This is a genomic window from Arthrobacter rhizophilus (assembly GCF_026241105.1).
In the GTDB taxonomy this organism is placed as follows: Bacteria; Actinomycetota; Actinomycetes; order Actinomycetales; family Micrococcaceae; genus Arthrobacter.
This window is the reverse complement of the sequence record NZ_JAPFFT010000046.1, coordinates 1-22,106: the sequence shown is the minus strand read 5'-3', so window position 1 is coordinate 22,106 and position 22,106 is coordinate 1. Positions and strand designations below refer to the sequence as shown.

General features: G+C 63.2%; 18 protein-coding genes and 1 pseudogene. 12 read left to right on the top strand and 7 right to left on the bottom strand.

Translation table 11 applies throughout. The annotated features are described in order from the left end of the window. Positions 1-117 precede the first annotated feature (117 nt). From OOZ51_RS21155 to OOZ51_RS21145, 3 genes are read right to left on the bottom strand one after another with little or no spacing between them, the layout of a single operon-like run. A complete protein-coding gene (locus OOZ51_RS21155) occupies positions 118-2,130 on the bottom strand; it encodes a M3 family metallopeptidase (RefSeq protein WP_265981886.1) in 2,013 nt (670 codons plus the stop codon). 56 nt (positions 2,131-2,186) lie between these two features. Next, positions 2,187-2,939, bottom strand: a complete 753-nt coding sequence (locus OOZ51_RS21150; RefSeq protein ID WP_265981884.1) for a type 1 glutamine amidotransferase — start codon at positions 2,937-2,939, stop codon at positions 2,187-2,189. Continuing rightward, positions 2,936-4,231, bottom strand: coding sequence for a Mur ligase family protein (locus tag OOZ51_RS21145; protein ID WP_265981883.1), 1,296 nt, complete (start codon positions 4,229-4,231; stop codon positions 2,936-2,938). The genes OOZ51_RS21150 and OOZ51_RS21145 overlap by 4 nt, the downstream gene beginning before the upstream one ends. Positions 4,232-4,332: 101 nt before the next feature. Between OOZ51_RS21145 and pdxT the strand changes: the two genes are divergently transcribed. The 9 genes from pdxT (at position 4,333) to OOZ51_RS21100 (ending at position 14,213) form a co-directional block, all read left to right on the top strand. Further along, on the top strand, positions 4,333-5,034 hold the full coding sequence (pdxT, locus tag OOZ51_RS21140) for a pyridoxal 5'-phosphate synthase glutaminase subunit PdxT (RefSeq protein WP_265981881.1): 702 nt from the start codon (positions 4,333-4,335) through the stop codon (positions 5,032-5,034). Positions 5,035-5,037: 3 nt separating this feature from the next. Next, positions 5,038-5,793, top strand: coding sequence for a YebC/PmpR family DNA-binding transcriptional regulator (locus OOZ51_RS21135; protein WP_028267166.1), 756 nt, complete (start codon positions 5,038-5,040; stop codon positions 5,791-5,793). Between the two features lie 45 nt (positions 5,794-5,838). Beyond that, a complete protein-coding gene (gene ruvC, locus OOZ51_RS21130; protein ID WP_184734994.1) occupies positions 5,839-6,417 on the top strand; it encodes a crossover junction endodeoxyribonuclease RuvC in 579 nt (192 codons plus the stop codon). 89 nt (positions 6,418-6,506) lie between these two features. Beyond that, positions 6,507-7,151 carry a Holliday junction branch migration protein RuvA gene (gene ruvA, locus OOZ51_RS21125; RefSeq protein ID WP_265981878.1) on the top strand — a complete coding sequence of 215 codons (645 nt, stop codon included), beginning with the start codon at positions 6,507-6,509 and terminating at the stop codon, positions 7,149-7,151. Then, positions 7,144-8,220 (top strand): Holliday junction branch migration DNA helicase RuvB, encoded by a 1,077-nt coding sequence (ruvB, locus tag OOZ51_RS21120; RefSeq protein ID WP_265981877.1) that lies wholly within the window; start codon positions 7,144-7,146, stop codon positions 8,218-8,220. Before ruvA ends, ruvB begins: the two co-directional genes overlap by 8 nt. 190 nt (positions 8,221-8,410) lie before the next feature. Then, positions 8,411-8,794 carry a preprotein translocase subunit YajC gene (yajC, locus tag OOZ51_RS21115; RefSeq protein ID WP_265981876.1) on the top strand — a complete coding sequence of 128 codons (384 nt, stop codon included), beginning with the start codon at positions 8,411-8,413 and terminating at the stop codon, positions 8,792-8,794. Between the two features lie 109 nt (positions 8,795-8,903). Further along, on the top strand, positions 8,904-10,658 hold the full coding sequence (secD, locus tag OOZ51_RS21110; protein WP_265981874.1) for a protein translocase subunit SecD: 1,755 nt from the start codon (positions 8,904-8,906) through the stop codon (positions 10,656-10,658). Continuing rightward, a complete protein-coding gene (gene secF / locus OOZ51_RS21105) occupies positions 10,658-11,671 on the top strand; it encodes a protein translocase subunit SecF (RefSeq protein WP_265981872.1) in 1,014 nt (337 codons plus the stop codon). The genes secD and secF overlap by 1 nt, the downstream gene beginning before the upstream one ends. Before the next feature lie 148 nt (positions 11,672-11,819). Next, the gene (locus OOZ51_RS21100) at positions 11,820-14,213 is read left to right on the top strand and encodes a RelA/SpoT family protein (protein WP_323054819.1); all 2,394 of its coding nucleotides are present in this window, start codon (positions 11,820-11,822) and stop codon (positions 14,211-14,213) included. Between the two features lie 11 nt (positions 14,214-14,224). Here OOZ51_RS21100 and OOZ51_RS21095 read toward each other — a convergent pair whose 3' ends face one another. The 3 genes from OOZ51_RS21095 to OOZ51_RS21085 form a co-directional block, all read right to left on the bottom strand. Continuing rightward, positions 14,225-14,854, bottom strand: coding sequence for a type IV toxin-antitoxin system AbiEi family antitoxin (locus tag OOZ51_RS21095; protein WP_265981871.1), 630 nt, complete (start codon positions 14,852-14,854; stop codon positions 14,225-14,227). Positions 14,855-14,944: 90 nt separating this feature from the next. Further along, complete coding sequence (locus tag OOZ51_RS21090) at positions 14,945-16,537, bottom strand: DUF349 domain-containing protein (RefSeq protein ID WP_265981870.1); 1,593 nt, start codon at positions 16,535-16,537, stop codon at positions 14,945-14,947. Between the two features lie 65 nt (positions 16,538-16,602). After that, on the bottom strand, positions 16,603-17,418 hold the full coding sequence (locus OOZ51_RS21085) for a peptidylprolyl isomerase (RefSeq protein ID WP_265981869.1): 816 nt from the start codon (positions 17,416-17,418) through the stop codon (positions 16,603-16,605). A gap of 207 nt (positions 17,419-17,625) precedes the next feature. On the opposite strand from OOZ51_RS21085, the gene hisS reads away from it, so the two are divergent. The 3 genes from hisS to OOZ51_RS21070 all read left to right on the top strand — a co-directional run bounded on the left by hisS (position 17,626) and on the right by OOZ51_RS21070 (position 21,778). Then, the gene (gene hisS, locus OOZ51_RS21080) at positions 17,626-18,984 is read left to right on the top strand and encodes a histidine--tRNA ligase (protein WP_265981868.1); all 1,359 of its coding nucleotides are present in this window, start codon (positions 17,626-17,628) and stop codon (positions 18,982-18,984) included. A gap of 145 nt (positions 18,985-19,129) precedes the next feature. After that, positions 19,130-20,911, top strand: a complete 1,782-nt coding sequence (aspS, locus tag OOZ51_RS21075; protein WP_265981866.1) for an aspartate--tRNA ligase — start codon at positions 19,130-19,132, stop codon at positions 20,909-20,911. 84 nt (positions 20,912-20,995) lie between these two features. Further along, complete coding sequence (locus OOZ51_RS21070; protein WP_265981864.1) at positions 20,996-21,778, top strand: GNAT family N-acetyltransferase; 783 nt, start codon at positions 20,996-20,998, stop codon at positions 21,776-21,778. A gap of 79 nt (positions 21,779-21,857) precedes the next feature. Here the strand turns inward: OOZ51_RS21070 and OOZ51_RS21065 are convergent. Next, positions 21,858-22,106, bottom strand: a pseudogene (locus OOZ51_RS21065) (hypothetical protein); the annotation flags it as partial.

Below are 22,106 nucleotides of genomic sequence, written 5' to 3'. Positions count from 1 at the left end.
CCCAGCCAACCGGCTCAACCAGCTGCTGCAGGCAGCCTAAACCCGAGCGTTGCTCTGACCAGTTGACTTTGCCGGGCCCAAAACGACACTTACTGCGAGTCAGTTGGGTCGACCCAGCTAGTCCAGTCCGCGGCGCTTGAGGAGGGGCGCCAGAGTGGCATCGCGGCCGCGGAGTGTGCGGAACGATTCCGACGGATCCCGGCTGTTGCCCCGGGAGAGGAGTTCAGCCCGGAATCGGTCGCCGTTCTTGCGCAGGAGTCCACCGTTTTCAGTGAACCAGTCCACCGTTTCCGCATCCAGCACCTCGCTCCAGATATAGGAGTAGTACCCGGCTGCGTAGGAGTCGCCGGCGAAGATGTGTTGGAAGTAACCCGTGCGGTACCGGGGCGGTATGAGGGAGTGTGCCACGCCGGCTGCAGCCAATGCCTTGGCCTCGAAGTCCTGCGCATCCTGCGGAACGACGTCTTCTTCCAACACGTGCCAGGCCAGGTCCAAAAGGGCTGCACCGAGGTACTCCGTGGTGGTGAAGCCTTCGCCCCAGAGCCTGGACTCGTTGAGGCGGTCAATGATGTCCTGGGGGAGCGGTTCGCCGGTGGCGTAGTGCCGGGCATAGTTGCAGACAATCTCGGGCCACATGATCCACATCTCGTTGACCTGTGACGGATACTCCACGAAGTCCCGGGGCACTGACGTTCCGGAAAACCGTGGATACGTAACCTTGGAAAAGAGCCCGTGCAGGGCGTGGCCGAACTCGTGGAAAGTGGTCCGGACTTCGTCCAAGGTCAGAAGGGTGGGTTCTCCGGCTGGCGGTTTGGAGATGTTCAGGTTGTTGATCACCACTGGCTTGGTACCCAGGAGTGCCGACTGTTCTACGAGCGAGTTCATCCACGCGCCGCCGCGCTTTGAGTCCCGCGCGTAGTAGTCGCCCAGGAAGAGGCCCAACTCTGTGCCGTCCTCGTTTCGCACCTCCCAGACGCGGACATCGGGGTGGTATCCCTCAAGGTCCTTCCGCTCGTGGAAAGTAACACCGAAGAGGCTCGTGGCTGCGAAGAACACTCCGTCCACCAGCGCCCGGTCCAATTCGAAATAGGGCCGCAGAAGCTGCTCGTCCACCGCGTAGCGCTCCCGCCGGACCTTCGAGGAGTAGTACGCCCAATCCCATGCTTCCAGCGGGTGCCCGGCGCTCTGCGCCAAGGCACCCGCTTCGGTGTCGGCGTTGCGGATTGCGGCAGGAGCGAGCCGGTTGAGCATCGCCTGCACGGCCCCGAAATCGGGTGCAGTCTGGCGGTCCATGACCAGTTCGGCGTAGTTCCCGAACCCGAGAAGGGCCGCCTTCTCGGCCCTCAAACGCACCATCGCCTTCGCCAGTTCCAAGACGTCCAGGCTGCCACCGTCGCTGCCCCTCGCGATGGACGCCTCGTACAAACGGCGGCGGAGTTCGCGGTTCTCCAAGGAAGCCAAAGCAGGCTGGTTGCTCGGTTGTATGAGGGTCAGGAGGTATTTCCCCTCGTGTCCGGCAGCGCGTGCTGCTTCGGCAGCGCTGGCGATTTCGTCCGCTGGCAGGCCGGCAAGTTCCGTGGGGTCATCCACCAAGAGGGCCGCGGCCTTCATGGCTTCCTTGACGCGTTGCCCGTACTCCGTGCCTAAACGGGACAGCTCCGTATTGAGGCCCTTCAGCTTTTCCTGGTCATCCGGTTCAAGCTGAATGCCGGACTGACGGAATTCCCTGAGGTACTCCTGGACCAGCCGGATGGACTCGTCATCAAGCCCTGAAGTGGTTATGGCTGCGAATCGTTCGTATAGTCCGCGGTTGAGGTAGACGGCGTCCTGATGGGCAGAGAAACGCGGAGACAGCTCGGTTTCGAGTTCGCGGATGGCCTCCGAAGCGTCGGCGGAAACCAATGTGAAGAAGGACGCCGCTGCCCGCTCCAGCAGGCGGCCAGAGCGTTCCATCGCAACCGCCGTGTTTTCGAAGGATACGGGTTCCGGATTGTCCACGATGGATTGGATCTCGGCCAGATGCTCAGCGAGCCCCGCACCCACTGCTTCGGCGTAGTGGCTGTCCCGGATCGATGCGAAGGGCGGCAATCCAAAGGGAAGGGTACTCGGCTCCAAGAGAGGGTTCGTCATCAAGCAACCCTTTCATGCAGGGCCGCGGTCCACAACGATCTTCGCCGGATGTGCAGCTAGCGCGGACGCCGCGCCGCGTGTTCGCGCGCCAGGCGGGCAAAGCCGTCGTCGGGCGTCCCCGGAACAAAGGTTCCGTATTTGCGTTCGACGGCGGTGCGGATCAGGAAATCGGCGATGGCAGGATTCTTTGGCAACAGGGATCCGTGCAGGTAACTGGCAACGACGTTGCCGTGCCGGGCGCCTTCATGGCCGTCTTTGCTGTTGTTGCCGGCGCCCTTGGATACGGTGCCGAGGGGCTCGACGCCGGGGCCCAACGAGGTCTGCCCGCTGTGGTTTTCGTAGCCCAGGATTTCGCCGAACTCAGGTGAGGTGAGCGTGACGTTGCCGATGAGCCGCTCATCGGTGCCGACGGTTTCGACGTCCAGGATGCCGATCCCCGGGATGACCGGGCCGGCCTTCGTCTTGAAGAACTTGCCGAAAAGCTGGTAGAGCCCGCAAATGACCAGCATGGGCGTTCCGTCCTCCGCCATCCCGCGGAGCTGGTCGCCGCGTGCCTGGAGGTCGTCCTTGATGACGATCTGGCCGCTGTCCTGTCCACCGCCGCCGACAATGATGTCAACATCCTCGGGGAAGTCGTCGCCCACGTTGTACTCAAGGAGCTCGGGCGTGTAGCCGTGCCAGAGCAGCCGCTGGCGCAGGACGAGGGAGTTGCCCCAGTCCCCGTAGATGTTCATCGCACGGGGATACAACTGCAGTACCCGTATGGTGCCTTTGCTTGCGTGCTGTGCGGTGTCTTCGGCCGAGGTCATGAGACCACCTCTACTGTGGTGATTTTGGAGAGTTCACGCCGAATGGCCAACATCGCAGTATAAGTGCAGAAAACCCGCTTCGGCTTGCCTGCCGAACCCCGGATGAATTCAGCTAAGGCCGCGGGGATGTCTGTGTTCACGGAGCCGAAACGGACCTCGTCGTACTGAAGCCGCAGGGCCATGTCGTACGCGCGGACGCCGGTGAGGACGTCCACGCCGTCCTCGCGGAGGGACTCGAATTCAACGTCCCACAGCCAGGACATGTCGCGGCCGTCGGCATAGTTGTCATTGATGGCGATCATGGACGCGTAGCCCTTCGCCGGGAAGGACTTCAGGCCGAGCCGGAAGCCGCTGGGATTCTTCACCAGCACCAACTCAAGGGGCTGGCCGTCCACCACGAGGCTTTCCCCGCGGCCGAACGCCGGAGCGACCTCAGAGAGGGCCTTGACCAGCTTCGCGGCGTCGCCTGGCTTGCCGCTTGTCCCGGTGATGCTCCGTGCGAGCACCAGGGCGGCGGCGGCGTTGAAGATGTTGTAGACGCCGCGGAGCTTCATGTGGGTGGTGACCCGTTCGCCGTCGAACTCGAATTCCGCTTCGTCGGCACCGACCCGGCGGAGCACGACGTCGGCTGTTTCGGCGGCGGGAACGTTACCTTGGGCGCCGGTTCCCGGCGTCGCGGTGCGCATGTCGTCGTCGTTCGGGAAGGTGCTGCGAAGCGATTCGTCCAAACCGAAGTAGAGCACTTCGCGACCAGTAATGGTCGCTGAGATCCGGGCGACCCGCGGATCCTCGCGGTTCAGAACGACGGTTCCCGTGGTCCTTTCGGCGATCCTCTGAAGAAGCAACGCGGTCGTGTCGATTTCGCCGAAGCGGTCCAGCTGATCGCGAAGAACGTTCAGGAGGAGGCAATAGCGCGGCGGTACCTTGTTCACGAAGTGCACGGCATGTGCCTCGTCAAGTTCCAACACCGCGACGTCGGCGTCCAGCTTGCCGCGCCAGTCCACCTCACCCAAGAGCGCCGCTGCCACGCCGCGGGTGAAGTTGCTGCCTGTGCGGTTGGTGAAGACCTTCAGACCTTGGCTTTCAAGCAGTTCCACCACCATTTTGGTGGTGGTCGTCTTGCCATTGGTCCCGCTCACCACAGCCACGCCGTGGGGGAGCGAGGACAGCGTCCGTTGCATGAAGCCCGGATCGATCTTCTCGACCACGAGGCCAGGCAGAGCCGAACCCCCGCCGCGAAGCCTGGACACAGCGCGGACCAGCTTGCCGAGTGGAACGGTGAACGAAAACATGCTCTGTAATATATCCCAGTTGGTGCATAAACCATGTGCCGCAGGCCTGCAATCGGGTTGCCAAGGCCAGCCCGGCATCGGTAGCGCATTATGATGGTCGAATGACCAACCCCCCTTCCGAGGCGTCATCACGCGTGGGCTCCGGCCTGCGCATCGGCGTCCTCGCCTTACAAGGCGATTTCCGCGAGCACCTTCACGCCGTCGAAGCAGCCGGTGCCACCGGCGTCGGCATCCGGCGTCCGGTAGAGCTCGACGATATTGACGGCCTCATTATTCCCGGTGGCGAATCCACCACTATCGACAAATTGGCGCGCATCTTTGAACTCGCCGATCCCATTCGCAAGCAGATCGCGTCCGGGCTGCCCGTCTACGGTTCCTGTGCGGGCATGATCCTGCTGGCGGACGACATCGCCGATCCCGCCACGGACCTCGCCGGCAATCCGCAGCAGACTTTCGGTGGATTGGACATCACGGTCCGTCGCAACGCTTTCGGCCGGCAGCGCGAATCCTTTGAAACCGACCTTGACTTCAAGGGGCTTGAATTCAGCGCGGGGGAGTCTGGAGTTGATCCTGTCCACGCAGTGTTCATCCGCGGACCGTGGGTTGAACGCGTGGGTCCCGGCGTCGAAGTCCTCGCCCAAGTGGAACCGGGCAAAGCCGCCCACACGGACGCTTTGCATGGGTTGGCTAGAATTGTTGCAGTGCGCTCAGGTCGGTTGCTGGCCACCTCCTTCCACCCGGAAGTGACTGGGGAGAAGCGCGTGCATGAACTGTTTATTCGAATGATCAGAGGGGAAGTTTAAAGCATGTCAGGCCACTCCAAATGGGCGACGACCAAGCACAAGAAGGCCATCCTCGATAGCCGCCGCGCCAAGTCGTTCGCCAAGCTGATCAAAAACATCGAAGTCGCTGCCCGCATGGGCGGACCGGACCTCGCCGGCAACCCAAGCCTTGAACTGGCTGTCACCAAAGCCAAGAAGACGTCGGTACCCGCGGACAACATCGACCGCGCCATCAAGCGCGGTGCCGGCCTGACCGGCGAAGTAGTCGACTACACGGAAATCATGTACGAAGCCCGCGGCCCGCAGGGATCCGCTCTTCTGATCGAGTGCCTCACGGACAACAAGAACCGTGCTGCCTCGGAGGTCCGGCTCGCCATCTCCCGCAACGGCGGCACTATCGCCGACCCCGGCTCCGTGAGCTACCTCTTCACCCGCAAGGGCGTCGTCAACCTGCCTAAGAACGGGCTCAGCGAAGACGACATCCTGATGGCCGTACTCGACGCCGGCGCCGAGGAAGTCAAGGACAGCGGAGAAAACTGGGAAATCCACTCGGAGCCCACCGATCTCCAGGCAATCCGGGACGCCCTCAAGGAAGCCGGCATCGAATACGAGTCGGACGAAGCCGAGTTTGTGCCGTCCATGCAGGTTCCGCTGGACCTCGACGGCGCCAAGAAGTTCATGAAGCTCGTAGACGCCCTCGAAGATCTCGACGACGTCCAGAACGTTTACACCAACGCGGATATGAGCGAGGAAGTCCAGGCTGCGCTCGAAGCCGAGTAGCGCTCTCTTGCAACTCAGCGTGACATCAAACAGGGAGGCCCGGACTTGACTCTTCGCGTATTGGGAGTCGATCCGGGCCTCACCCGTTGCGGCATCGGAGTGGTCGACGTCGAACGGAACCGGCGCGCCACCATGGTGGCTGTCTGCGTCGTGGGAACCTCCCCGGAGCAGTCATTGGACCAGCGGTTGCTGGTCATCGCTGAGGCCATCGACGAATGGCTTGACCTGTACAAACCCGACGTCCTTGCGGTGGAACGGGTCTTCTCCCAGTTGAACGTCAGCACGGTCATGGGCGTGGCCCAGGCGTCCGGTGTGGTCATTGCCGCTGCTGCGCGGCGCGGCATTCCGGTGGCACTCCATACGCCGTCGGAGGTCAAAGCCGCCGTCACTGGAAGCGGCACCTCCAACAAGGAGGCCGTGACAAAACTCATCACCAAGATCCTGCGCCTGGACGCCCCGCCCCGTCCTGCGGACGCCGCGGATGCGTTGGCCCTCGCCGTCACACACGCGTGGCGGGCGGGCAGCGGCGCCGCGGTTGCCACTACCGGACCAGGGAGCAGCGCGCTGACGCCGGCCCAGAGGGCTTGGGCCGAAGCCGAGGCGAAAGCGCGCCGTGCCCGCTAATTGTCGTTGGCCCTTGCTAGGGTATTCGTAGATATGTTCGGATAGCCCGCGGCGCAGCATGCACGGGGCAGTACTTCAGGAGCCGGGTCTTGATCAGTTTTCTCCGCGGAACCGTGGCACACGTCAGCCTGTCCACGGCCGTCATCGATCTCAACGGTGCTGGAATGAGCGTCTACGCCACGCCCCAGACCCTCAGCCATCTGCATGTCGGCCAGGAAGCAAAGCTGTTTACCTCGTTGATCGTCCGGGAGGACTCCCTGACGCTCTTTGGCTTCTCGAACGACGACGAACGGGAAGTTTTCGATGTCTTGCTCAGTGTGAGCGGGGTGGGGCCGCGCCTGGCCCTCGCAGTGTTGGCCGTGCATGAGCCCGAAGCGATCCGCGTGGCTGCGCATTCCGGTGATGCCAAGTCATTCACCAGGGTTCCCGGCATTGGACCCAAGGTGGCCGGCAGGATCGTCCTGGAACTTGCCGGCAAGCTCGTCCCACATGGCACCGTGCCAGGGGCTGCCCCCGCCGTCGCGGCTGAAGCGGTCTGGAAGCCGCAAGTGGTCGCCGCCATGACGAGTCTCGGCTGGTCTGAGAAGGACGCCGCCGGCAGCATCGACAAGGCAATGGCGGATTCCCCCGAACTTGCGGACGCCGGCAATGTCGCGCACATCCTGCGGGCCACCCTCCGCTGGCTCGGCCAGGATGGTGCCCGCGCGGGAAACCGGGTAGGCAGCCGTGGCTGAGGAGTCCCTCGTTACCGGGGGAGAGGAACCCGAAGAGCGCATCATCGAGGCCGCACTACGCCCGAAGAACCTCCACGACTTCGTCGGCCAGCACCGCGTTCGCAAGCAGCTCTCGCTCGTCCTGGAAGCCTCGAAGATGCGGGGCCGCAGCGCGGACCACGTTCTGCTTTCAGGCCCCCCGGGGTTGGGCAAGACCACGCTCTCCATGATCATCGCCGCCGAGATGAACGCTCCCTTGCGCATCAGCAGCGGTCCAGCCATCCAGCATGCCGGAGACTTGGCGGCCATCCTCTCTTCCCTGTCGGAAGGCGAGGTTCTCTTCCTCGACGAAATCCACCGGATGTCGCGGCCTGCCGAGGAAATGCTGTACATGGCCATGGAAGATTTCCGGGTGGACATCGTGGTGGGCAAGGGGGCCGGGGCAACAGCTATCCCGCTGGAGCTACCGCCCTTCACCCTGGTCGGCGCTACTACCAGGGCCGGACTCCTGCCCGGACCGCTGCGTGACCGTTTCGGATTTACCGGACATCTGGAGTTCTATTCGGTGGCGGAGCTTGAGCTGGTTCTGCGCCGCTCGGCCGGACTCCTTGACCTGAAGGTCAATTCGGCCGGATTCAGCGAGATCGCCGGCCGTTCCCGTGGAACACCGCGTATCGCCAACCGGCTGTTGCGCCGCGTGCGGGACTGGGCGCTGGTCCACGGTATCGAACAGATCGACGCCCGGGCCGCCTCCGCCGCTTTGGACATGTATGAAGTGGACCAGCGTGGGTTGGACCGTTTGGACCGCGCCGTACTGGAAGCGTTGATCACCAAGTTCAACGGGGGTCCGGTGGGGCTGTCCACCCTTGCGATCGCCGTCGGCGAAGAGCCTGAGACGGTCGAGACCGTTGCTGAGCCGTACCTCGTACGTGAGGGGCTACTCGGGAGGACGCCGCGCGGCAGGATTGCCATGGCTTCGGCATGGACGCACCTTGGATATGCCGTGCCGGCCGGTGTGTTCGGGCAGGACCCGCTGGCGTTGTTCGAGGGCAGCGAAAAAGAGGCAGAAAGCATCGACACCGGCCGTTAGCACGATCCATTCAGCTTAAGCCTCTAGACTGGTATGACACTCGGCACGTTCGAGTCCTTGGTTCTGTGCCCGCCCGTCGGAGCATTGTGCGGCCAAGTGGGGGAAAGCTCCACGGCCGTCGGATCCACCGGGCAGACATGGCCGTGAAACCAAAAACGTAAGTAAAGAACGGAACTTCCCTGTGGATCCAATGACAATCCTGCTGTTTGCCATGCTTGGCGTCTTCATCTTCATGATGTTCCGCCGGAACAAGAAGACGCAGCAACAGCAGGCCAAGCTGCAGTCCCAGTTCGCGCCTGGCGTTGACGTCATGACCAGTTTCGGACTGTACGGCCGAATCGTCTCGATGGACGACGCTGAGAACAAAGTTGTCCTTGAACTGTCTCCGGGCAACCTGGCCACGGTGCACCGCCAGGCCGTTACCAAGATTGTTGAGCCCACCGAGGAAGCGGCTGTTGACGTTCCGGATGACGCGTCGTCCCTGACGGTTGCTGACGCCGATGTGCCGGCACCCGCTGAGACCCCGGAGGAAACCCTCAAGCGCCTCAATGGCGAGGGCAAGAAGGACAGCTAGTCCGTACCCGCATCACCAGCGGGAATAGTCCTACGGCAATGAACCGCCGCTGGCCTGCGCTCACAAAAGCGCGCCGGCGGCTGTTCCGTCATCAACAGGAAGATCGAACATGGCACGAACCGGCCAAAAAAACGCAGCCCGCAGGGTGCTGATCTGGCTTGTCGCAATATTCGCTGTACTGACAGCAGTCCTCGCTGGGGGAGTCCTCACCGGTCATGCAAGCTGGGCGCCAAAGCTCGCGCTTGACCTTGAGGGCGGCACGCAGATGATCCTCGCGCCAAAGGTCGAGGGTTCCTCGGGCATCAACGAGGAACAGCTGAACCAGGCTGTGGCGATCATTCGCCAACGCGTTGACAGCTCAGGCGTTGCCGAAGCGGAAATCACCACACAGTCCGGCCGCAACGTAGTTGTCAGCCTCCCAGGCACGCCCAGCTCGGAAACCCGTGCCCTGATCCAGGCCTCCGCGGACATGAACTTCCGTCCCGTTATCACAGCGGGAGACCCTGCGGCCGTTCCAGTGGCGTCGCGGACGCCGGACGCGAGCCTGCCGAAGCCCACGGCTGCGCCGACCAACGCCAGCGACACCAACTGGGTGACAGCGGACGTCTACAAGGCCTTCGAAGCCCTGGACTGTGTCAAGCCCGCCCAGGACAAGCAGCCACGGTCAGATCCCGCCAAGCCGCTGGTGACATGCGAGCCGGCAACGGCCAAGACTCCTGCCGTCAAGTACATCCTTGGCCCGGTCGAGGTGAAGGGCCAGGACATCGTTTCGTCCTCCTTCGATCCCGTCCAGGGCGCACAGGGCTCGGTGACCAATGCCTGGGGCGTGACTATCACGTTCGATGCCAACGCCACCAAGACTTTCAAGGACGTTACCCAGAGGCTCAACCAGTTCTACGTGGCATCGCAGGCACAGGGCGGCAACGACCCCAAGGCCCAGTTCGCGATCGTCCTGGATGACCAAGTCATTTCCGCGCCGCGTGCCCTCGCCGTCATCACCGATGGCAAGCCGCAGATCACCGGTAACTTCACGCAAGCGTCCGCGCAGGCCTTGTCAGACCAGCTTCGCTACGGCGCTTTGCCCATCAGCTTCGATATCCAGTCCGAGGAGCAGATTTCCGCCACCCTCGGCGGCGAGCAGCTGCGTCTTGGCTTGATGGCCGGCGTGATCGGCCTCCTGCTCGTGGTGGTCTATTCGCTCTTCCAGTACCGAGCCTTGGGCTTCGTCACCATCCTCTCCCTCGTGGTGGCCGGCGGACTCACGTACCTTGCCATCGCGATTCTTGGCTGGACTGAAAACTACCGGCTGTCCTTGGCCGGTGTGGCAGGTCTCATCGTGGCCATTGGCCAAACAGCCGACTCCTTCATCGTGTACTTCGAACGCATCCGTGACGAACTTCGTGAGGGCAAGGGCCTCGTGTCCGCCGTCGCGAACGGTTGGAAGCGTGCCAAGCGAACGGTCCTTGCCTCCAAGGCCGTCAACCTGCTCGCAGCCTTGGTGTTGTATTTCGTCGCTGTTGGAAACGTCCGCGGCTTTGCCTTCACCCTCGGCCTCACCGCGCTGGCGGACCTCTTGGTCGTGTTCATGTTCACGCACCCGACCCTGCAGGTGCTGGCCCGGACCAAGTTCTTCGGCGAAGGCCACCGCTTCTCCGGTCTGGACCCTGAGCGCCTTGGCGCCCTGCCGCTGTACCGCGGTGCGGGCAGGCTCCGCACGCCGGCTGAGAAGCCCGCCGTCGTGCGCGCCCGCAACACGGGTGCCGTTGCGGAAGCCGAGCGTCGCATGACCATCGCCGAGCGCCGGCTCGCGGAAAAGCAAGCCCAGCTGGCTGGTTCTTCCAACGGAACCAAGGAGGAGAAGTAATGACCACGAGCTTCGCAAAGTTCGGCAACGAGCTCTACACGGGCAAGCGCTCTTACAACTTCGTATCCAGCAAGAAGATCTGGTTCATCATCGCCGCAGTAGTGGTGGCGATCTCCATCCTTCTGCCAGTGGTCAAGGGCGGCTACAACCTCGGAATCGACTTCCGGGGCGGTTCCGAGTTCACGGTTTCCAACGTGAAGACCACTGATTCTGCCGCTGGTGAAAAGGCAGTCCACGACGTCGTCCCGGGTGCAGTTCCGCGCGTCGCCAACGTCGCAGGCAGCACCATGCGTATCCAGACTGACAAACTCAGCGATGACCAGACCATCAAGATCAAGACGGACCTGGCAAAGGCCTACGGCGTCACGGACAACGAGGTCACCTCAACCTTCATTGGCCCCACGTGGGGCCAGGACGTCACCAAGCAGGCCCTGATTGGCCTCGCGGTGTTTGTGGGCTTGGCCGCTCTCTTGATGGCTTTGTACTTCCGTACCTGGAAGATGTCGGTTTCCGCCCTTGCCGGCATGCTGGTCACGATGTTCACCACGGCAGGCGTCTACTCCTTGAGCGATTTCGAAGTGACGCCGTCGGCCATCATCGGCTTCTTGACGGTTCTCAGCTATTCCCTCTATGACACCGTGGTGGTTTTCGACAAGATCCGTGAAAACACCTCGGACATCGCCACCTCCAGTCGGCGCACGTTCGCCGAAGAGGTGAACCTTGCCGTCAACCAGACTTTGGTGCGCTCCATCAACACCATGATGGTGGCCGTACTTCCTGTCGCCGCGATTCTCTTCATCGGTGCCGGATTGTTGGGAGCGGGAACGCTGCGTGACCTCTCCCTGGCACTGTTTGTCGGCATCCTGATCGGTACCGCTGCCACAATCTTCATCGCCGCACCGCTCTACGCGTGGCTGCGCCAGAGTGAACCGGAGCTCCAGAAGCAGGCCAAGAAGGTGGCGACTCGACGCGCGGCAGCCGCCAGCTCGAGCTCGGAAACCGCCTCCGTCTAAGCCGCGTTCCCTCGAAAGGGCCGGTCACCGCTCAATTGCGGTGACCGGCCCTTTCGGTTCCTGCCGCTGTCATGTGGGTACCGGTTCTTGGACAGGTCACCTGCGGGAATAGACTGGGAGAATTAAGTCAGTCGTGAGAGGTGCTTTTGTGGAGGAACGTACGACGTCGGCGCCACCGGCGGGCGGGGAGGACGGCCTGAGCCCCGTGCCCGGCACCGCTTCTGCAGCTACGGGCAGCACCTCGGGTGGTGTTCCCGTGGACAGTCCAGGCGTGCGTCCGACGTTTCCCGGACGGCGCGAACGGACGCGCTCCAGGCTGGCGAAGCTGACAGGGCGCGGCGCGAGCACCTATTCGCCCATCCTTGAACCGCTCCTGCGGACAGTCAGGGCGAACAACCCCAAGGAAGACCTCGACCTTATCCAGCGGGCCTTCACGGTAGCAGAGCGCAGCCATCAAGGACAGAAGCGCAAGAGCGGTGATCCGTATATCACCCACCCAGTGGCCGTGGCCACGATCCTGGCCGAACTCGGGCTCACCGGCACAACCCTGGCCGCTGCACTCTTGCACGACACAGTGGAGGACACTCCTTACACGCTCGCTGACTTGACCCGTGACTTCGGCCCCGAGGTCGCGATGCTCGTGGACGGTGTCACCAAGTTGGACAAGGTTCAATTCGGTGAGGCCGCGCAATCCGAGACTGTCCGCAAGATGGTTGTGGCCATGGCCAAGGACATCCGTGTGCTGATGATCAAGCTCGCGGACCGCCTGCACAACGCACGGACGTGGCGATTCGTTTCGGCTGAATCCTCTGCCCGCAAGGCGCGTGAAACGCTTGAGATCTTTGCCCCTCTGGCCCACCGATTGGGCATGAATACCATTAAGTGGGAGCTTGAGGACCTTTCCTTCGCCGCCTTGTACCCGAAGGTGTACGAGGAGATTGTCCGGATGGTGGGGGACCGCACTCCGGAGCGCGAGAAGAGCTTGAGCGTCATCCGCAACCAGATTGCCGAGGACCTTCGGGTTGCCCGGATCAAGGCCACCATCACGGGCCGGCCCAAGCACTATTACTCGATTTACCAAAAGATGATCGTCCGGGACAAGGACTTCGACGACATCAACGACCTTATGGGCGTGCGGGTCCTGGTGGACTCCGTCCGTGATTGTTACGCAGCTCTTGGCACCCTGCATTCGCGCTGGAACCCCCTGCCGGGGCGGTTCAAGGACTACATTGCCATGCCGAAGTTCAACATGTACCAGTCCTTGCACACCACGGTTATCGGGCCTGGCGGCAAGCCCGTCGAGATCCAAATCCGTACGCATGAGATGCATCGACGCGCCGAGTACGGCGTGGCGGCCCACTGGAAGTACAAGGACCAGCCCAACCGGACGGCTGTAGGCCCCGGAAGCCCCAAAGACGGCGACATGGGCTGGTTGCGTTCATTGGTCGACTGGCAGCAGGAAACTTCGGATCCGGGCGAGTTCCTGGATTCCCTCCGTTTTGAGATTAATGCCCGCGAAGTGTTTGTCTTTACCCCAAAGGGCGAGGTCATGGCCCTTCCCGCAGGCTCGACGCCGGTGGACTTCGCTTACGCAGTCCATACCGAGGTGGGTCACCGGACCATTGGTGCGCGTGTCAACGGCAAGCTGGTGCCGCTCAATAGTGAGCTCAATCATGGGGACTGGGTGGAGATTTTCACCTCCAAGGCCGAGGGCGCAGGTCCGAGCCAGGACTGGCAGCATTTCGTCAAGAGCGCACGGGCCCGCAACAAGATCCGGCAGTGGTTCAGCAAGGAACGCCGGGAAGAGGCCATCGAGCGTGGCAAGGACCAGCTGACCCGCGCCATGCGGAAGCAGAACCTGCCCTTGCAACGCCTCATGACGCATGATGCCCTGTCCACGGTGGCGGAGGACTTCCACTACGTAGATATTTCAGGTCTCTACGCAGGCGTAGGTGATGGGCACACTTCGGCGCAGTCCGTCATGGAAAAGCTCATGGAGCACCTTGGTGGCCATGAAACGCCCGACGAGGACCTGGACGAAGTCAGTATCCCCTCGCAACTTCAGAAGACCAAGTACTCGGACTCCGGAGTCATCGTCCGGGGAGTCGGGGATGTCTGGGTCAAGCTCGCCCGCTGTTGTACGCCTGTCCCGCCTGATCCGATCCTGGGCTTCGTAACCAGGGGCTCGGGCGTGTCGGTGCACCGCACGGACTGTACGAACGTCTCGGACCTCCGTGACCAGCCGGACCGCATCGTCGAAGTTGAATGGGCTCCCACCCAGTCCAGCGTCTTCCTGGTTGAGATCCAGGTGGAAGCCCTGGACCGGAAGTCGTTGCTCTCGGACGTCACCCGCGTGCTGTCGGAGAACCACGTCAACATTCTGGCGGCTTCCGTGCACACCTCCAGCGACCGTGTGGCCATCTCCCGTTTCGCTTTCGAAATGGGAGATCCGAAGTACTTGCACCATGTGCTAAGTGCCGTTCGCAAGATCGATGGCGTCTTCGATGTTTACAGGACCACCGGAAATCGCCGGCGGAGCTGAACTGTAGGAACTCAGGCGGCCGCCTCAGGTGGGAATGCGTCAGACTGAAGCGATAGCGCAGCGAGCTTGCGCAACGCAGCCTTTTTGTGGGGGACCCTCGGGGAGGCCTCCACGGCGAGCGTCAGGAGCCGCAACCGGACGCCGAGTTCGTCCTGGGAGAGCAACATTCTCAGGGCAGGCACGGCCCTGTCGGCTTCGACGTGCATGGCTACATCCACGGCCGTCCGGAGTGGACTGGTCACCAGCAGTCCACCGATGCTGACCACATCCAGTTGGCCCAAGCGGACTTCGTGCAGAATGCAGCCGCGTGCCGATCGCACGCTCGAGATACGGTGTTTCGCGTCCACCAGGAGCGAGAGCCTCTCTGGGGCACCGGCGCAACCGTAGATCCAGGCCGCAGTCATCCGGCCCGCAATGACTTTCCTGCGGATGCGATCCGGAACCACCGAGGCGGCTGCACGTGCGCGAAGCCGAGGCGTGACAGCCAGTCCGGGAGGGGTGAAGCTTTTCTCGTAGAGCGGCGCGAGCACGCCGTCGCCAGCCATTGATTGAAGCTCGGCCCACGTGAACAGCGGGCTGGGCTCATATAGTTCCTGGGCGAGGAAATCCTGTTGTTTCGGGGGAGGGAATCCGGAGGCCATTAAGCAATCATCGCGTGGCTGCGGCAACGAAAACAGGCCCTGTCCCGGTTATGTGGATAACCGGGACAGGGCCTGTCAGCTTAGATAGCCCTAGGCGAGGTCGCTGGCCGAGCGCTGGATCTGGTCAAGCCACGCCTCGCGGGCCTCAAGGGCCTCACGGGCATTCTTGATGCGGCGCTGGTCTCCGGCCTTTTCAGCCTTTTCGAGGTCTTCCCTCAGGCCGGCGATTGCAGCTTCAAGCTGTGACAGGGCGCTGTTGGTGCGGGCCTTGGTCTCCGGGTTGCTCCGGCGCCACTTGTCGTCTTCTGCTTCCCGGACGGCGTCCTCGACCTTGCGCAGGCCGGCTTCAATCCTGCCCATGTCGGCGCGCGGTACCTTGCCGGCTTCTTCCCAACGGTCACGGATGGACTGAAGGGCCTTCTTGGCGGCGTTCAGATCCGTGATCGGCAGCAAGGCCTGGGCCTCAGCGATCAGCTCTTCCTTGACGGCAAGGTTGACCGTGTACTGCTGGTCAATCTCATCGTTGGCGGCCTGGCGGTTACTGAAGAAGACGTCCTGGGCGGCGCGGAAGCGTAGCCAGAGGGCGTCGTCGTCCTTGCGGCTGGCGCGAGGCGTAGCCTTCCACTGGTCCATGAGTCTGCGGTATTCGCTGGCCGCGAATCCCCAGTCCGTCGAACTGGAGAGGGCTTCGGCCTCGACAATCAGCTGTTCCTTGGCGACCTTTGCGGCCGAGTTGGTGCTGTCCAACTGGGAGAAGTAGGCGCGGCGGTGGCGGTCAAACACGGTACGGGCGGACCGGAACCGCTTCCAGAGTGCGTCCTCGTTGCTGCGTCCGAGCCGGATGCCGTTCTTCTGGGCCGTCTTCCAGCTTTCGAAGAGTTCGTTCATGCGGGCGCTGGACGTCTTCCACTGGACCTGGGACGGATCCTGGGACGCAATGGATTCGGCTTCCGCAACGATCGCTTCGCGTGCAGCGAGTTCGGCCGCGCGAGCGGCGTCGTGCGCGGCTTTCTCGGACTTCTCCAGTTCAGAAATCTGTCCGGCCAACGAGTCCAAGCGGGTTTCCGCGGTGCGGATGTCGCCCACCATGTTGCGCTCAGCCAGTTGCTCGCGCAGGTGGTCGACCGTCTTCTGCATGTCCGTGGCCGGAGCCTTGGACTCCACGCGGTGTTCCATCAGGACGATCTGCGCGACGACGTCCTCGTACTTCCGGGCGAAGTAGGCCAACGCCTCATCAGTGCTCACGCCTGGGTACTGTCCCACCGGCTGCTCTTCGCCGTCGATGGTCAGGAAGACATGACCGTCGCCCTCCGCGCGCCCCCACTTGGCAGCCTCTGCGAGCGACACAGCGGTGGGCTGGGCAGCCGGTGCGGCTGGAATCACGCTCGCTGCGGCCTTCGGACGGGCAGCAAACGCTGCGGGAGATGGTGCGTGCGAGGGGGCCGGGCGTGGTGTCGGAGAAGCAGGCTTCGGTGCGGACTCGGCAGCGTCCGCTACCGGCGCGGCTGGTTCAACGCTGGTTTCGGCAGCTGCCGCTACCGGCGCGGCTGACTCAACCCTGGTTTCGGCAGCTGCCGCTACCGGCGCGGCTGACTCAACCCTGGTTTCGGCAGCTGCCGGTGCCTGGATTTCTTCTTCGTTGGCCACTACTGCAGTTTCGTCGGATTTCTGACTGTCTGTCACCGCTAAAAGTCTTTCGCTTGGAGGGATTACTAAGGTAACGAGCCGTGGACCGTTGTCCGGGCTGTTTACTTCAGAGAAAACGAGTCTATCGTGACAGGTGCCACAGGGGCGCCGTCCGTGGCGCTGCTGCCCGGATTTATGCCCGCCTGGGCAATCTTCGTCACGACGTCCATGCCGCTCGTCACCTTGCCGACAATCGCGTACCCGCCGGCGGAATCCGGGGGAATGACCGTGTCCTTGTACACGATGAAGAATTGGTGCCCGTTGCCATAGGCGTTGTTGCCGGTCCTGGCGACGGCGATTGTTCCGGCCGGGTAGGTGTTGTTGGCGGGCGTGTTCTCCAGCGGTCCCCAGTGGAAGTTGGGGTCATCAGTGGTGTCCGCCCCCTTGGCGCCGCACTGCAGCACCGAGAAGTTGTCGGCAGTGGTCAGTCGCGGGCACTTGAGGCCGCTGTAGTAACCCGCGTCGGTGAGGGATTTGTAGACGGCGGCGGCCTGGGGAGCCGTGGTGCCGTCCAGTTCGACTCCCACAATTCCGCCGTTGAGGCTGAGCTGGCCAGTGAAAGTCTTGCCTGCCGCAGTGTCCGCTTTAGGAATGTCCGCACTGTTGGTTCCGGCGCTGTTTGTGGCCGTGGCGGAAGGCGACGCCGACGGCGAATTGAGCCCGGCCTGCGCCGCTGCGAACTCCGACTCGCTCGGGTTCGAGTTGAACACGGTGAGCTGAAGTGCGACGGCGGCGATCAGTGCGGCAGCTGCCACACCGACCGCGATCACATTGTCCCGACGGCGCCGCTTCCCCTGGGCGCGCCGAAGCTCGCGCTTGGCTTCCATCTGCCTGATGCGCCGTTTGGCTTCACGGTTGTCCCGCGGCCTTGTAGCCAAGAGTCCTCCTGGTTGTCTGGACATGCTTCCATCGCAGGCAAACCAAGCCAAGCGCCTGCATTAGATGTGCAGGCGCCGAAAGCATAAACTGGCTGCCGCACATAGTTTATGCATGACTGGCTGGGCGCCAGCCCATCCTGAGCCGAATCGGCCCGTGGTTCTTTGAGGCAGGTCCGGCCACGTAATCATTGAGGAGAAAATTCCACCATGGCTCGTACCGCCTCCCTGTCCGGATTCCCCGAGTGGCTTCCCCAGGAGCGGTTGGTGGAATTGCATGTGCTGGACACCTTGCGCAAGACCTTCGAACTTCACGGTTTCTCCTCCATCGAAACCCGTGCCGTTGAGACAGTCGGCCAACTCCTGCGCAAGGGCGAGATCGACAAAGAGGTATACGGCCTGAGTCGACTGCAAGAAGATGAGGACGCCTCCGGCGGCGAGGGCGGAAAGTCGGACAAGGCGGATCCCAACGCCTTGGCCCTCCACTTCGACCTGACGGTGCCCTTCGCCCGCTATGTCGTGGAAAATGCCGGCTACCTCGCCTTCCCGTTCCGCCGCTACCAGATCCAGAAGGTGTGGCGGGGGGAACGTCCCCAGGAAGGTCGAGCCCGCGAGTTCACGCAGGCGGACATTGATGTTGTGGGCGACGGCGAACTGCCGTTCCGCTATGACGTCGAGATCGCCCTAGTGATCGCCGAAGCGCTGAGCGCGCTTCCCATTCCGGACTTCCGCCTTCGCATCAACAACCGCAAGTTGGCTGAAGGCTTCTACCGCGGTATCGGCCTCACCGACACCGCCGGGGTGCTTCGCAGCATCGACAAGCTCGAGAAGATCGGCGAAGCGAAAGTCGCCGAACTGCTCAAGACCGAGCTTGGCGCCACGGATGAGCAGGCGGCACTTGCCCTGAAGCTTGCAAGCATCCGCACTGAGGACACCTCCTTTGTGGCGCAGGTCCGCGCCCTCGGTGTCACGGACGAACTGCTCGAAGAAGGCCTCAGCGAACTCGAACAAGTCATCGAGGCCGCCGTGCAGCGCGCCCCCGGCAAGGTTGTTGCCGACCTCAGCATCGCCCGGGGCCTGGACTACTACACCGGCACCGTCGTAGAAACCGTCCTGGTGGGCCACGAGCAGCTCGGTTCCATTTGCTCCGGCGGCCGCTACGACGCTCTCGCGAGCAAGGGCAACCGCAAGTTCCCCGGAGTCGGGCTCTCGATCGGCGTGACCCGCCTCGTATCCCGCATCCTGAGCCAGGAATTCGCGACGGCGTCCCGCTCGGTTCCTACGGCGGTGCTTGTTGCCCTGAACGACGACGACAGCTGGTCCGCTGCCCAGGACGTCGCGGCCCAGCTGCGCGGGCGGGGGATCGCAACCGAGGTTGCGGCCAAGGCCGAGAAGTTCGGCAAGCAGATCAAGTTCGCCGATCGCCGCGGCATTCCTTTTGTGTGGTTCACGGACGACGACGGCAAGCACCAAGTGAAGGACATCCGCACCGGCGAGCAGGTGGACGCGGATCCCGCCAGCTGGGAGCCGTCCCCCGAGGATCTCCACGTCCGCATCACCACCCGCTAAGCCCGAACCGGCGCCCGCGGGCGGTAACCGGCCAGCCGCAACTGGTCGGGGCAGCGCCGGATGGGGCGGCGATTCATCCATACGGGTAAACTCGAACGGGATCGTTTTGTCATGATCCGCTGAAAATCATGTTGAAAGGAATGCTGTGCTGCGCACACATGACCTCGGATCCTTGCGTTCCGAGCACATTGGACAGACCGTTACCCTGGCAGGCTGGGTAGGCCGCCGCCGCGATCACGGTGGCGTGGCCTTCGTCGATCTGCGTGACGCGTCCGGTGTCGCCCAGGTGGTTGTCCGCGAGGAAGAGGTCTTCCACGGCCTGCGCAACGAATATGTGCTGCAGATCGTGGGCACCGTCAGCAAGCGTCCCGAAGGCAACGAGAACCCGCACCTCGCCACCGGCGAGATCGAGGTGATCGCCGAGAAAGTGGTGATCCTCAACACCTCGGACCCGCTGCCGTTCCAGATCGACGAGCACGTGGAGGTCGGAGAGGAAGCGCGCCTCAAGCACCGCTATCTCGACCTGCGCCGCCCCGGCCCCGCCCACAACCTGCGCCTGCGTTCAGAAGCGAATCGCGTGGCCCGCGAACTGCTCCACCATCAGGGCTATGTGGAGATCGAAACCCCCACGCTGACCCGCTCGACGCCGGAAGGCGCCCGTGACTTCGTGGTTCCGGCGCGTTTGGCGCCGGGTTCCTGGTACGCGCTTCCGCAGTCGCCGCAGCTTTTCAAGCAGCTGCTCCAGGTCGGCGGTTTCGAAAAGTACTACCAGATCGCCCGTTGCTACCGCGACGAAGACTTCCGCGCGGACCGCCAGCCGGAATTCACCCAGCTCGACATCGAAGCCAGCTTCGTTGACCAGGACGACATCATTGAGCTCGGCGAAAGCATCGTCAAAGCACTGTGGAAGTTGATCGACGTCGAGATCCCGACGCCGATCCGCCGCATGACGTACCACGAGGCCATGGCCAAGTACGGCTCAGACAAGCCGGACCTGCGCTTCGGCCTGGAACTCACCGAACTGACGGAGTTCTTCAAGGACACGAACTTCGGTGTCTTCAAGGCGCCCTACGTCGGCGCGGTCGTCATGCCCGGTGGAGCCTCGCAGGCCCGCCGCGCGCTGGACGCCTGGCAGGAATGGGCCAAGCAGCGTGGCGCCAAGGGTCTTGCCTACGTTCTGTTCAAGGAAGACGGCGAGCTTACGGGTCCCGTTGCCAAGAACCTGACGGATACGGAGCGTGCCGGACTGGCCGACGCGGTGGGCGCAAAGCCCGGCGACTGCATCTTCTTCGCCGCCGGCGAGAAGTCCCCGTCCCGCGCCCTGCTTGGTGCTGCGCGGGTCGAGATCGGCCACCGCACCGGCCTGATCGACCCCAAGGATTGGGCCTTCGTCTGGATCGTGGACGCGCCCATGTTCGAACCTGCTGCTGCGGCAGTCGCTTCCGGCGACGTCGCGGTGGGTGGCGGCCAGTGGACGGCCCTGCACCACGCCTTCACCTCCCCGAAGCCCGAGTTCCTCGACTCCTTCGACAAGGACCCGGAATCGGCCCTGTCCTACGCCTACGACATCGTGTGCAACGGCAACGAAATCGGCGGCGGATCCATCCGTATCCACGAGGCCGATGTCCAGGAGCGCGTTTTCGAGCTCATGGGCTTGGATAAGGAAGACGCGCAGACCAAATTCGGCTTCCTCCTGGAGGGATTCAAGTACGGCGCACCTCCCCACGGTGGCATGGCCTTCGGTTGGGATCGCGTCGTGGCCCTGTTGGCCGGCGTGGACTCCATCCGCGACGTCATCGCCTTCCCGAAGTCCGGCGGCGGGTACGATCCCCTGACCGCTGCGCCTGCGCCGATCACGGCGCAGCAGCGCAAGGAAGCCGGAGTCGATTTCAAGCCTGAGGCCAAGCCGCAGGGCAAGTCCGACTAAAGAGCCGTATTAGTAGACCGAAGGCCTCCGCAGCTGCGGAGGCCTTCGGCGTATCACGACGGCGATTGACTTTGAGGAGGACACATGGCCCAGGAGATGAGCCTTGGGTTGATAGAGGAGCTGATGGACCGGGCATGGCCGGCCCCGGATCGTGAGGACACAAGCGGATGGGTCATGCGTGCCGCGGGTGGCGTCACGCAGCGGGCAAACTCGGTCTGGCCCAGGGAGCAGGCCGATGACCACGAATCGGCGGTCCGGGCGGCGACCCAGTGGTATCGCTCCCGGCGCCTCCCGCTGATCTTCCAGATTGTCGATGACGAACGCAGCACCGGCCTGAACGCGGTGCTTGATGCGCAGCGATTCACCCGTCAGTCTGAAACGCTCATCATGGTCCGGCCGGGCGGCGAGCTTTCCGGGATCCGGCACGGTCACCCGGCTGCCGGCGTCGAGATCTCCGACGAGCCGTCCGAAGAGTGGCTCCGGCTGTGGTGGTCGGTGGACGGGCGCGGGGGAGACGCCGAATTGGTGATCGCGCGGAGCATCCTTTCGTCGTGCCCTTCCCTCTACGCTCTCGTGAGGGACGACGACGGCGCCCCGGCCGCCGTCGGACGCCTCGCCTTGGTGGAAGGCAGGGGCGGTATCTATTGCATGGCCACAACTGCCAAGCACCGCCGGCGTGGCTACGGGCGGCAAGTCCTCGACGCGCTTTTTACGGCTGGCAGTCGCCGAGGCGTGTCGGAGTTCTGGCTACTGGTGATGGCCTCGAATACCGGCGCCCAGGCTCTCTACGGTGGCGCCGGCTTTGCAGAACACGGCAGGTACCTCTACCGGCAGGCCCGGCCTCAGCGGGCGTTGTCGGGCTGCTAGAAAGCGTGGCCGCGCTGCACCGTTTACAAGGGCGTTCAGAGGCAGCGGACCTCTGTCCCTTGTATGAAGGTGTTGTCGATTAGGCGCCTTGGAACACGGCACCTTCAGTGACCGGGTTGTTCAGGGGCGCGGGCCAGCCGGGATCGTCCGTGTCGGCGGTGCCGGGCCATGGGTGTGCGGCCGTGAAGGAGTGCCAGTCGGGGAGGGGATCCGGGGGCAGTTCCGGTTCGGGATGTGCGGGCAGGTCTTGTTCCGGGCGTGTGTCCGTGTCAGTCTCCGTGATCGGGACATGGCCCGGCCAGCGGGGTGGTTCCCAGTCCTGGTGTTC